Origin of the sequence: Flavobacterium sp. (assembly GCF_039930565.1) — a bacterium.
In the GTDB taxonomy this organism is placed as follows: Bacteria; Bacteroidota; Bacteroidia; order Flavobacteriales; family Flavobacteriaceae; genus Flavobacterium.
In genome coordinates this window covers 1-11,839 of record NZ_JBDTTP010000100.1, presented here as the reverse complement: position 1 = coordinate 11,839, position 11,839 = coordinate 1, and the positions used below count along the sequence as shown (strand labels likewise).

The window sequence follows — 11,839 nt, the reverse complement described above, 5'->3', positions numbered from 1 at the left end:
GCATTTGTTGGTAAAGCCTTGATACTATCGCTATGGCTCATCCAAACCTGGCTGTTTTCTGAAACTCCGTTAAAGAAAACTTCATTCTCTTTAATATAAGATAAATTGGCTCTTCCGTACTCTCTGGTGTTCGAAGCCGCTACTTCACCACCGCTAAAATGCGCTAAGTATTGTGCTCCGTAACAAACTGCCAACATGGGAAGCTTGCCCCGAATTTGAGATAAATCAGGGTGTGGAGCATCTTCTCCGCGAACAGAAAAAGGGCTTCCTCCCAAAATTACGGCTTTATAAGGTGATAAATCACTAGGAAAGTGATTGTAAGGGAAAATTTCGCAGAATATATTTAATTCGCGAACTCTACGCGCAATAAGCTGAGTATATTGCGATCCGAAATCTAAAATAAGTACGTTGTGTTGCATGCGCAAAAATACTTTTTATATTCGAAAATGAAAAATCGGAACAATGAAAAAAAATATTTTTTTTCATTGTTCCGATTTAGGTTCCATGTTAACAACTGTAAAAGTTCAAAAAATATAAAAACTCCAAGAACTTTGCCATTATTTTTCGAAAAATTTATAAACGATAATTAAAAGCCAAATCTTAAAAAAAACAGAAAAAACCTAGTTCTTTTTTATTAAATTTATAGTAGAGAATTAAATGTTTCCTACTTTCTTCTATGAAATTAGTATTTACTTCTCACTAAAACCAACATGACCAAAAGTATACCACAAAAATTATTAATTCAAAAATTTAATCGATGAGTAAAATAGTTGCAGAACAATTAGTTGACATGTTGGTAGAAGCCGGAGTAAAAAGAGTGTACGCCGTTACCGGTGATAGTTTAAATCATTTTAATGATGCGATAAGAAGAAATGGAAAAATAAAATGGATTCATGTTCGCCATGAAGAAGTGGGCGCTTATGCAGCAGCAGCAGAAGCCGAATTAGATGGTTTTGCTGTCTGCGCCGGAAGTTGCGGTCCGGGGCATGTTCATTTAATTAATGGTTTGTATGATGCCCACAAATCTCACGTTCCATTATTAGCCATTGCCTCAACAATAAATACAGGTGAAATGGGAATGGATTATTTTCAGGAAACTAACACTATTAAACTTTTTGACGATTGCAGTTGTTACAATCAAATGATTATGACTGCAGAACAAGCTCCTCGAATTATACAAACAGCAATTCAACATGCATTAGGCAAAAAAGGTGTTGCTGTTATTGGACTACCCGGTGATGTATCTCAATTAAAAGCGGTTGAAAGCAATATTTCTACTCAGTATTTTCATTGTAATCCAGTTATTCGACCTTCTGATTCCGAATTACAACAATTAGCGAAAGCTATAAATGAGAGCACAAAAATCACTTTATTCTGCGGAATTGGAGCTGATAAGGCACACGATCAGGTAGTACAATTATCACATCATATCAAAGCTCCTGTTGGATATTCTTTTCGTGGAAAAATGAATATCCAGCCTAATAATCCAAACGAAATAGGAATGACAGGTTTGCTCGGTCAGCCCTCTGCTTATCATAGCATGCACGAGTCGCACTTGGTTTTATTATTAGGAACTGATTTTCCTTATGATAAATTCATGCCTTCAGATAACAAAATCATTCAGATAGACACAAGTACCGAACGTTTAGGTAGAAGAGCCAATCTCTACATGGGATTATGTGGCAATGTTGCGGATACTATTGAAGCTTTATTACCATTGCTGGAAGCCAAAACAGATGATAGTTTTTTACAAGCGCAACTTAAATTATATGCGAGTGTAAAAGAAAACATGAACACTTACATTGATGATAATGGCGGAGAAGACACTATTCAGCCTGAATATGTTGCACATATCATAGATAAATTGGCTACTAAAGATGCCATTTTTACGGTAGATACCGGAATGAGTTGTGTTTGGGGAGCACGTTTTATAAAAGGTACCGGAGAGCGCAAAATGCTAGGTTCGTTCAATCACGGATCGATGGCAAATGCAATGCCGATGGCTATTGGTGCAGCTCTTGCTCATCCCGAGAAACAAGTTATTGCCATGTGTGGCGATGGAGGTTTATCGATGTTATTGGGAGATTTAGCAACAATTCACCAATATAACATCCCAATTAAAATTATTGTTTTCAACAATCGTGCTTTGGGTATGGTAAAACTTGAAATGGAAGTTAGTGGATTACCTGATAATGAAACCGATATGGTCAATCCGGACTTCGGTCTAATTGCTCAGGCAATGGGTTTTCAGGGCGTAAATGTTCATAAGCCGGAAGAAGTTGAGGGAGCAATTGAAAATGCATTTCGCCATAACGGACCTTTTTTAATAAATGTATTTACTAATCCAAATGCACTGGCAATGCCTCCAAAAGTAGAATGGGAACAAGTTATTGGTATGGCAAAATCAATGACCAGATTAATGCTTGGTGGTAAAATGGAAGAAGTTTTAGACACCATTAAGTCTAATTATAAACACTTAAAAGAAGGATTGTAGAATGGTCTTTTTAATTTAAAATTTTATAACAACACAAGGTTCAGAGTTTAAAAGTATAAAAACTTTTTGCTTTGAACCTTACGTTATTCTTTTGTAACAATAATCGAAGCTTTAAAACCTGCTGCAAGATTGTTCCAGTAATCATTGGTTATTAAAGTTCCTTTGTCATCGAAAACCTGAATTTCGGCAGTATTTCCTCCCAATGAACCTATATTTAATGCTTCAAAATCCAATTTATTGAAACCATCTGAAAGTATAATTTTGACTTGCTTGAAATTGCTCTCTAAAAACAATTGGTTTTGGATTACAATGTCATTCGAAGAAACCTTGACCAAATCGCCATCTATGGCTCCAAAATCTCTGAATTTTACAATGAAATAAGCGGATTTGGTTTTAAATTCTCCCAAAGAAATATTCTTCTTTACCAATTCTCCTCTGCCTTCTTTTAGTCCAGCATCTTTCAAAGCTTTATCTAAATCTTTTTCCATTTTTCCAACATAACGATCGCCCGGATTGGCAAAATCATTCTCTGTTGACATGGTAAACTTGCTTTTTTCTTCCCCAATCTGAAATTTAGATTTTGTAGTTATACTGGTATTGTCAAAAACGTTGGGCGTCTTAATATTTGGGATATCTGTATTTTCTGCTTGTGGATCTTTGACTTCCGGAGCTGGTATTTTTTTAGGCTTGGCGCTAAACTTCGGAGAAGGAATAGATTTAAAACCCGAGTTGAATTCTCCCTGAGCAGAAGCTGCCAGGACAGTAAAAAACAATATGAAAAATAAAATATGCTTCATTGAAAAAGTATTATCGAATCGGCTTTTAAAATTTTATAAAATCAATACTATAGTATGGCAAAAATAGCATAATTTAATTAGTGACTATGACTTTATGACTTTTATAACAATATATTAGGCTAATTTTTGGAATCAAAAAACCTGCCAAAAAAATTAGTTTAAAAATCCCTGAAAAAAAAAGCATTGTAAAGTTCTCCTAAAAAAAATTTCATTTCTTTGATAGTTAACAACTTATTCATACCTTGAATCTCTAAATTTATTTTATCTTAAAACTCAAAAAAAATGGATTATATCGACTATTATAAAATATTAGAGATAACCAAATCAGCTACTGAAACTGAAATCAAAAAGGCATATCGAAAACTGGCCAGGAAATACCATCCTGATTTAAATCCGAATGATAAGGAAGCTGAGAAAAAATTCAAAGAAATAAACGAAGCCAATGAAGTTTTAAGCAATCCTGAAAATCGTAAAAAATACGATAAGTATGGAAAAGACTGGCAACATGCTGATGAATTTGAAAAATCCGGTTACAATCCGAATCAACAGCAATACTCCGGACAGTCACAAGGTAATCAGGAATTTTCAGGTTTTGGAGAAAGTGATTTCTCAGACTTCTTTAATTCAATGTATGGTTCCGGAAGAAGTTCTAAAAGTCAGTCTAAATACCGGGGTCAGGATTTTAATGCCGAATTACAGTTAGATTTAGCTTCGGCTTATACAACACATAAACAGAGTCTGACAGTTAATGGCAAAAACATCCGAATCACAATTCCAGCCGGAGTAGAAAACGGTCAAATTATAAAAATTCCAGGACATGGCGGCTCTGGCGCAAACGGTGGACCAAATGGAGACTTATACATTACTTTTTTAATTGAAAACAATTCTGATTTTAAAAGAGAAGGCAATAATTTGTATGCAGATGCAGACCTTGATTTATTTACTGCTGTTTTAGGAGGCGAAACTTACGTAAACACTTTTGATGGAAAAGTAAAAATAAAAGTTCCGGCTGAAACGCAAACCGGAACAAAAGTTAAATTAAAGGGGAAAGGATTTCCGGTGTATAAAAAAGAAAATCAGTTTGGTGATTTATTTATCACCTATAAATTAAAAACCCCAACCCAATTATCAGAAAAAGAAAAAGAATTATTTCAGGAATTATCTAAAATAAGAAATCATGAATAGCAAAAACTTAATTCAGATAAAACAATTTTGTCTGCACCACGAAATTGAAAATACCTTTATAACAGAACTGAATAATTATGGTCTGGTTGAAATTATTATTTTAGACGAAGATGAATATCTACAACCCGAAAAATTACCGACAGTAGAAAAAATGATAAGGATGCATTACGATCTCAAAATAAATCTTGAAGGAATTGATGCTATCTATCACTTGTTGAACAAAATTGAGGTTTTACAACAAAATCTTAATACAGCCCAAAATAAACTTCGCCTTTTTGAACACTACCAAATATAATAAATTTATAAAAAAATCCACTCAAAATATCACAAAAAAGAGTGAATTACAGCATGATTTCAAATAATTTCCTCTCTTTTTGATGGCATATTTTATAAATTGCAGCGTAATTTAATTAACCTGAATTTGTTTAAAATTTTATAAAACAATTCAATAAAACTGAGAAATGAAAAGAGAAAATATCTTAACAGGATCACCGTGGGAAGACAAAATGGGATATTGTCGTGCCGTAAGAATTGGCAATATTATTGAAGTTTCGGGCACTGTGGCTATTGTTGATGGCGAAAAAGTAAAAGCCGATGATGCTTATGCACAAACTTACAATATTCTGCAACGTATTGAAAAAGTACTAGAAGATTTGAATGTTGGAATGAAAGATGTGATCAGAACCCGAATTTTTACTACAGATATTTCTACTTTTGAAGAAGTTGCCAGAGCACACGCAGCTTTTTTTAAGGATGTAAAACCAACAACCGGTTTTTATGAAATCAGCAAACTTGTTGCTCCTGAGTATTTGGTTGAAATCGAATTTACAGCTGTTGTACAGGAATAATTTTTGCCACGAATTTCATTGCTTTTTTTCTTTCTATTATCTAAGAAAATTACCCGAATTGAAAATTTCACAGACAAGAACTTTTAAAACTCGTTTTAATTAGTGAAATTCGTGGCAAACTTCTCTTGATGAATTTTAAAAAACTAAAAGATATATTTCTGGCAATTTTCAAATGGGTTTCCATTTGTGTTTTAATTGGCTTTTTTTCAGGATCTGCATCAGCTTTCTTTTTAGTTTCACTGGAATTTGTTACACAATTTAGAATTCAGCACGATTGGATCATCTGGTTTTTACCGATTGGCGGATTATTAATTGGATTCTTTTATTATTATTGGGGGGAATCTGTTGTAAAAGGCAATAACTTATTGCTGGAAGAGTACGAAAATCCCAAAGAAGTAATTCCTTTTAAAATGGCTCCCTTAGTTCTTTTAGGAACTTTACTTACACACTTATTTGGCGGTTCCGCCGGACGCGAAGGAACTGCCGTACAAATGGGAGTCGCTATTGCAGACCAATTTACCAAAATCTTCAATTTAAATAATTCCGAAAGGAAAACTCTGATCATACTTGGAATCAGTTCAGGATTCGCGTCCGTTTTTGGAACACCTTTAGCCGGTGCTATTTTTGCTCTGGAGGTTGTATATTTTAGTAAAATCAATTTCAAAAGCATTGTTTTATCTTTATTAGTAGCTTTTGCTGCTTACTTTACTGTTGAACTTTGGCAGGTAAAACATACACATTATAGCATCTCAGTTGTTCCTGAATTTAGCTTGATTACTCTTTTTTATACAAGTATTATTGGAATCTTATCCGGTTTAGCAGCCTTGCTTTTTTCCAGAAGTACTCATTTTTGGAGTTCCTTTTTTTCAAAAACTATTAATTTTCCACCATTACGACCTTTTATTGGCGGAATCATTTTAGCAATTGCTATTGCAGGTTTTGGTTTTACAAAATTTTCCGGTTTGGGTGTTCCTGTAATTGTAGATTCTTTTTCAAATGCAAGTCCCTGGTATGATTTTTTGCTTAAAATTTTATTTACCGGATTTACCTTAGGTGCCGGGTTTAAAGGCGGAGAAGTAACCCCGTTATTTTTTGTGGGTGCTGCTTTGGGAAGTGCTTTATCGCTTATTATCCCAATGCCTATTGCATTTTTAGCTGGCCTCGGATTTGTAGCCGTATTTTCCGGAGCAACTCACACTCCTATCGCCTGCACTATTATGGGAATGGAATTATTTGGAATTGGGCCTGGAATTTTCCTTGCCATTGCTTGTACAATTGCTTATTTTTCTTCAGGTTCAGTCGGAATTTATAAATCACAAATTGTTAAAGGCGCCAAATATAAATTGTATCAGAAATTACAAAGAAAAGAGTTAGAGAATTTGTAATCACTAAAAGTGTGTTAATCTCTAAAATGATTTCAGCATTACATTAAAAAAATGTAAATTCGCACACTATGAAAATACAAGATATTCAGGCAATACAGTTGTTGCTTGCTACACCAAAGAAAATTGCAATAATTCCCCATAGAGGACCAGATGGTGATGCCATGGGCTCTACCTTGGCACTATATCATTTTTTATTAAAAAACAATCATCAGCCTACAGTAATAGCTCCAAATGATTTTCCTGATTTCCTAGCCTGGATTCCTGGTTCTGAAACTGTAAAAATCTTTGAAAAAGACCCTCAAAACTGTACCAAAATATTAGAAGAAGCGGAGCTGATTTTTACACTTGACTTTAATGCTTTGCATCGCACTGGTGAAATGGAACATACTTTAGCTAAGATGACTGCACCGTTTATTATGATCGATCATCATCAAAAACCGGATGATTATGCAGCTTACACTTACTCTGATACTTCTTTTGGTTCTACTTGTGAAATGATTTATAATTTTATTTTGTTTTTAAATAAAAAAGAAGATATTGACAAAACCATTGCGACTTGTATTTATACAGGAATATTAACCGATTCAGGTTCGTTTCGTTTTCCTAAAACTACAGGAAACACACATCGTATAGTGGCAGAATTAATTGACTTAGGTGTAGAAAATACTGAAATCCCGGTTTTATTGTTTGATAATAGTTCGTACAGCCGTTTACAATTATTGGGATGTGCTTTGCAGAATATGAAAATTTTAGCGGAACATAAAACTTCTTATACTTCGTTAACTCAAGAAGAGCTGGATTCTTTTAATTACGTTAAAGGTGATACAGAAGGAATCGTTAATTACGGATTGAGTATAAAAGATATTGTTTTTTCAGCTATTTTTATAGAAAATAGAGATGAGAATGTTATCAAAATATCCTTTCGATCTCAAGTCGGATTCGATGTAAATAAGTTTGCCAGAGATCATTTTAACGGTGGAGGACACACAAATGCCGCTGGAGGAAGATCAGAAGTTTCAATGGGAGAAACAATTAAAAAATTTGAAGATTTAGTAATTAAACTAAAAATATAATTCAATATGAGCTATTTAAAATTAGGCATTTTTGCATTGCTTTTTACTGTTCTATCTGCTAGTTGTAAACATCATGAAGAAGCCCGAAAACCTATCTCTCAAGCTTCTGGTACGTTTATGAAAAAATCAGCCGACAGAAACAAAAAACTGGTTGCTAACGAAGAAGATGTTATTAAAAAAATAATCAAAAACAATCCAAAAGTAAAATATTATGCCACCAGAAAAGGATATTGGCTATCTTATGATGAACGCAACCCAACTGATACTCAAACACCTAAAAAAGGAGACATCGCTTATTTTAATTTAGAAATAAAAGACATTAAAGGTAAAATTATATACTCTGAAGCTGACTTAGGCCCACAAACCTATTACATTGATAAACAAGACATTATGATAGGATTGCGTGATGGTATCAAACTGATGCATAAAAATGAAACGGTAACGTTCTTGTTTCCGTCACACATAGCTTATGGCTATCATGGAGACAACAAGAAAATCGGCACAAATGAACCGTTAATGTGTACTGTTACTCTTCGTAATTTTATAAAAGATCCATCAGTTGCAACATCTACAGCATCTGAAACAACTAAGCCAGTTGAAAAAATTGCAACTCCAGCAAATACGGCAAAAACTATTACTGAACAAACTTCAAAACCAATAACTCAAACAAAAAAAGACACAATAAACCCATAAAAAATATTGTAAAATGAAAAAAAACATTCTATTATTACTATTAGCCGTTTCTTCAATATATTCCTGCAAAGATGAACACAGCAATTTACCTGATGGACTTTATGCGGATATTGAAACAAATAAAGGTCATATTATTGTTGAACTGGATTATAAAAAAGCCCCAATAACTGTTGCAAATTTTGTAACCTTAGCTGAAGGAAAAAATGAATTTATAACCGATGAAAATCTTAAAAAGAAACCTTTTTTTGACGGATTAAAATTCCATAGAGTTATTGAAGATTTCATGATTCAGACTGGAGATCCTTTAGGGACAGGATCTGGAGATACTGGATATAAATTTAAAGATGAAATTACCGATTTGAAATTTGACAAACCTGGTGTTTTGGCAATGGCTAACAACGGACCTGGCACAAACAGCAGTCAATTTTTCATTACACATGTTGAAACTCCTTGGCTAGATGGAAAACACACCATTTTTGGTCATGTAGTTGAAAAAGGTCAGGAAGTTGTAAACCAAGTTAAGCAGGATGATGAATTAATTTCTATAAAGATTATACGAAACGGTGATGCCGCTAAGAAATTTGATGCTGTAAAAGTATTTAATGATTATTTTTCTGAAATAGCTAAAGAAAGAAGCAAATATGCAGATGTTCAAAAAGAAAAAGTTGCTTACTATGCATCATTAAAACCAAAAGCAATAAAAACTTCAACTGGTTTAGAATATGTAATTACTGAAAAGGGATCTGAAAAAAAACCAACTCCTGGAACTCAAATATACATTCACTATGCTGGTTTTTTAGAAGATGGTACTTTATTTGATTCAAGTTTAGAAGATATCAATAAAGCATTTGGAAAATATGATATTGCCCGAGGAGAAGCAAAAGGATATCAACCTATTCCATTTCAAGCAGGACGTAAAGACGGAATGATACCCGGGTTCATAGAAGGGATCGAAAAACTTTCTTTTGGAGATAAAGCAGTTCTTTTTATACCATCACATTTAGCATACGGGCAAGCCGGAGCAAATGGAGTAATTCCACCAAACTCAAATATTATTTTCGAAATTCAGTTATTAGAAAAGCCATAATAATATATTAAAAAACATATATAGACTTAAATTCGGATACAATGAAATTTAAATTTTTATTTTTATTTTGCCTAGCAATACTTAACAGCCAAGCGCAAACTTCCAAAAAAACTACTGTAAAAACAAAAGCAGCCACAAAAATATCTGCCGTTAAAAAAAATCCTGCAGAAGGAATTTTTGCTACTATATCTACAACTAAAGGTGATATTATTTTATCATTAGAATATATAAAAGCACCTGTAACCGTGGCTAACTTTATTTCTTTGGCAGAAGGTAAAAACCCTAATGTCAAAGTGGAAAAACTTAAAGGTAAACCATTCTATGACGGATTAAAATTTCATAGGGTTATTAATGATTTTATGATTCAGGGAGGTGATCCTGACGGAACTGGTTCTGGAGGCCCTGGATTTTCTTTTAAAGATGAATTTGTTCCTGAATTAGTATTTAACAAGGGAGGTATTTTGGCAATGGCCAATTCCGGTCCGGCTACTAATGGAAGTCAATTTTTTATAACCCATAAAGAAACTCCATGGTTAAACGGAAAACATACTATTTTTGGTCATGTAATCTCCGGAATGGACAATGTCAATAAAATTGTTCAGGGTGATATTATAACAAAAATAACCATTGCAAGAAAAGGTATTTTAGCCAAAAAATTTGATGCTGCAAAAGTTATAACTGAAGATGCAAAAAAAGAAGAAGCAAAAAAAGGTGAAAGTAAAAAAGTAATTACTGCTAAAGCAGCCTATTTTGCCGATGCTAAAGCTACTGCTACTACAACCGAATCGGGCTTGAAATATAAAATAACTCAAAAAGGTTCAGGTGTAAAACCAGCTGACGGAACTACTTTCTATTTTCATTATGCTGGTTATTTTGAAGATGGGAATCTTTTTGATAGCAGTATGTCTAGTGTTGCAAAAACTTATGGTAAATATGATGCTAATCGTGATACTCAAAAAGGGTATCAGGCATTTCCATTTGTAGCAGGCAAAAAAGAAGGTATGATTCCAGGATTTCTTGAAGCATTGAATTTAATGTCAGATGGAGAAAAAGCAATTTTTTTCCTTCCTCCTAATTTAGCTTATGGAGAAAATGGAGCGGGCGGTGTGATTCCACCAAATGCAACACTCGTATTTGAAATTGAGACTTATGATAATCAACCTTTGATAAAGTAATTCTAAAGCTTTATATTATAAATCCTGTAGGTTATGCCTTCAGGATTTTTTTTAATTGTTTTTTATTACATTTGGTTACCTATAAATCTAATCTTAAATAATGTACTATGAAAAAAACTATTTTTTTAACTTTAATTATTTTTGTTTCAACATTATTACATGTTTCATGTTCGAATAGCGATGAAATCACAAATCAAACTGATGTAACAGTAATTGGAATTTCTGTAGCAATTGATGCAGTTAATGAAATGGACATTAGTACAGGTTTAAATATAACATCCTCCAGTACACCAACTGCTAAACAAGCTTAATCTCCCGCCGGCGTCTGTGCAACAATTGCAGTACAAGGAACAGCATATCCCAAAATTTTCACAGTGGATTATGGTACCACAGGCTGTACTGACAATCAAATTACAAGAAAAGGAAAATTGATAATAACAATATCTGGTCCGATAATTAATACCGGAAGTAAGATGATCATTCAAAGGCAAGATTATTCTGTTAATGGATCAAAATTAGAGGGAATTATTGAATATACAAATACCACAACAATTGAAACAGTTCCAAAGTGGAGTAAAAAAATTACAAATGGAAAACTTACTGATTTGGCAGGAAGAGTCTATACAAATTCTGGAATGCACACAATAAATCAAATTGCTGGTATTGATACTCCTTATGTATTAACGGATAATATTTACGAAATGAAAGAAGGGACTCATACTGTAACTTCTGAAAAAGAATCACTTACTTTGATTGTTCTGGAAACTTTAGTTAAAAAATACTCATGCGGATTCATATCAAAAGGAAAATTAAATGTTCAAGGTGGTGCTTTAAACGGTGTAATTGATTATGGAAATAACGATTGTGATACTAAATACACTTACACTCATGAAAACGGATCATTTTTTTTGTCAAATATGTAGAATTAAAAATTTCTATAACAATAAATCCTCACTTCAGTGAAGATTTATTGTTTCAAATGGTAAAGACTTTAAAATATAATCTTCTATTATTGATTATAAGATGTAAAATTTCTGGTACGACCATTCTCGAGACAAATGGACTCAAAACCAGAAAGAAAGAAAGAAAGAAAGAAAGAAAG

Annotated in this window: 12 protein-coding genes and 1 pseudogene; 11 read left to right on the top strand and 2 right to left on the bottom strand. The window is 33.2% G+C overall.

Features of this window, described 5'->3' with window-relative positions; genetic code table 11:
• Window positions 1-419, bottom strand: a pseudogene (locus ABI657_RS17650) (GMP synthase (glutamine-hydrolyzing)); the annotation flags it as partial.
• Window positions 420-757: 338 nt separating this feature from the next.
• On the opposite strand from ABI657_RS17650, the gene ABI657_RS17645 reads away from it, so the two are divergent.
• Window positions 758-2,494, top strand: a complete 1,737-nt coding sequence (locus tag ABI657_RS17645; protein ID WP_348098587.1) for a thiamine pyrophosphate-dependent enzyme — start codon at window positions 758-760, stop codon at window positions 2,492-2,494.
• An 83-nt stretch (window positions 2,495-2,577) separates the two neighbouring features.
• On the opposite strand, the gene ABI657_RS17640 is transcribed toward ABI657_RS17645, so the two are convergent.
• Window positions 2,578-3,291 (bottom strand): hypothetical protein, encoded by a 714-nt coding sequence (locus tag ABI657_RS17640; RefSeq protein WP_348098586.1) that lies wholly within the window; start codon window positions 3,289-3,291, stop codon window positions 2,578-2,580.
• Between the two features lie 282 nt (window positions 3,292-3,573).
• Between ABI657_RS17640 and ABI657_RS17635 the strand changes: the two genes are divergently transcribed.
• The 10 genes from ABI657_RS17635 to ABI657_RS17590 all read left to right on the top strand — a co-directional run bounded on the left by ABI657_RS17635 (window position 3,574) and on the right by ABI657_RS17590 (window position 11,660).
• A complete protein-coding gene (locus tag ABI657_RS17635) occupies window positions 3,574-4,476 on the top strand; it encodes a J domain-containing protein (RefSeq protein ID WP_348098585.1) in 903 nt (300 codons plus the stop codon).
• Complete coding sequence (locus tag ABI657_RS17630; RefSeq protein WP_348098584.1) at window positions 4,469-4,771, top strand: chaperone modulator CbpM; 303 nt, start codon at window positions 4,469-4,471, stop codon at window positions 4,769-4,771. The genes ABI657_RS17635 and ABI657_RS17630 overlap by 8 nt, the downstream gene beginning before the upstream one ends.
• 166 nt (window positions 4,772-4,937) lie before the next feature.
• A complete protein-coding gene (locus ABI657_RS17625) occupies window positions 4,938-5,324 on the top strand; it encodes a RidA family protein (RefSeq protein ID WP_348098583.1) in 387 nt (128 codons plus the stop codon).
• Window positions 5,325-5,452: 128 nt separating this feature from the next.
• Window positions 5,453-6,709, top strand: coding sequence for a chloride channel protein (locus ABI657_RS17620; RefSeq protein WP_348098582.1), 1,257 nt, complete (start codon window positions 5,453-5,455; stop codon window positions 6,707-6,709).
• Between the two features lie 68 nt (window positions 6,710-6,777).
• The gene (locus tag ABI657_RS17615) at window positions 6,778-7,782 is read left to right on the top strand and encodes a bifunctional oligoribonuclease/PAP phosphatase NrnA (protein ID WP_348098581.1); all 1,005 of its coding nucleotides are present in this window, start codon (window positions 6,778-6,780) and stop codon (window positions 7,780-7,782) included.
• A gap of 6 nt (window positions 7,783-7,788) precedes the next feature.
• Window positions 7,789-8,475: a gliding motility-associated peptidyl-prolyl isomerase GldI gene (gene gldI / locus ABI657_RS17610; protein WP_348098580.1), complete on the top strand. Its 687-nt coding sequence runs from the start codon at window positions 7,789-7,791 to the stop codon at window positions 8,473-8,475.
• 13 nt (window positions 8,476-8,488) lie between these two features.
• Complete coding sequence (locus ABI657_RS17605; protein ID WP_348098579.1) at window positions 8,489-9,562, top strand: peptidylprolyl isomerase; 1,074 nt, start codon at window positions 8,489-8,491, stop codon at window positions 9,560-9,562.
• Window positions 9,563-9,603: 41 nt separating this feature from the next.
• Complete coding sequence (locus ABI657_RS17600; RefSeq protein ID WP_348098578.1) at window positions 9,604-10,737, top strand: peptidylprolyl isomerase; 1,134 nt, start codon at window positions 9,604-9,606, stop codon at window positions 10,735-10,737.
• 107 nt (window positions 10,738-10,844) lie between these two features.
• A complete protein-coding gene (locus ABI657_RS17595) occupies window positions 10,845-11,048 on the top strand; it encodes a hypothetical protein (protein ID WP_348098577.1) in 204 nt (67 codons plus the stop codon).
• A gap of 63 nt (window positions 11,049-11,111) precedes the next feature.
• Window positions 11,112-11,660 (top strand): hypothetical protein, encoded by a 549-nt coding sequence (locus ABI657_RS17590; protein WP_348098576.1) that lies wholly within the window; start codon window positions 11,112-11,114, stop codon window positions 11,658-11,660.
• Window positions 11,661-11,839: the final 179 nt, after the last annotated feature.

Excerpts from the sequence above, each read along its gene's own strand:
- ABI657_RS17615 (WP_348098581.1), top strand. The coding sequence starts at position 6,778 with ATGAAAATACAAGATATTCAGGCAATACAGTTGTTGCTTGCTACACCA.
- ABI657_RS17645 (WP_348098587.1), top strand. The coding sequence starts at position 758 with ATGAGTAAAATAGTTGCAGAACAATTAGTTGACATGTTGGTAGAAGCC.
- ABI657_RS17640 (WP_348098586.1), bottom strand. The coding sequence starts at position 3,291 with ATGAAGCATATTTTATTTTTCATATTGTTTTTTACTGTCCTGGCAGCT.
- ABI657_RS17635 (WP_348098585.1), top strand. The coding sequence starts at position 3,574 with ATGGATTATATCGACTATTATAAAATATTAGAGATAACCAAATCAGCT.
- gldI (WP_348098580.1), top strand. The coding sequence starts at position 7,789 with ATGAGCTATTTAAAATTAGGCATTTTTGCATTGCTTTTTACTGTTCTA.
- ABI657_RS17625 (WP_348098583.1), top strand. The coding sequence starts at position 4,938 with ATGAAAAGAGAAAATATCTTAACAGGATCACCGTGGGAAGACAAAATG.
- ABI657_RS17605 (WP_348098579.1), top strand. The coding sequence starts at position 8,489 with ATGAAAAAAAACATTCTATTATTACTATTAGCCGTTTCTTCAATATAT.
- ABI657_RS17630 (WP_348098584.1), top strand. The coding sequence starts at position 4,469 with ATGAATAGCAAAAACTTAATTCAGATAAAACAATTTTGTCTGCACCAC.
- ABI657_RS17620 (WP_348098582.1), top strand. The coding sequence starts at position 5,453 with ATGAATTTTAAAAAACTAAAAGATATATTTCTGGCAATTTTCAAATGG.
- ABI657_RS17595 (WP_348098577.1), top strand. The coding sequence starts at position 10,845 with ATGAAAAAAACTATTTTTTTAACTTTAATTATTTTTGTTTCAACATTA.
- ABI657_RS17600 (WP_348098578.1), top strand. The coding sequence starts at position 9,604 with ATGAAATTTAAATTTTTATTTTTATTTTGCCTAGCAATACTTAACAGC.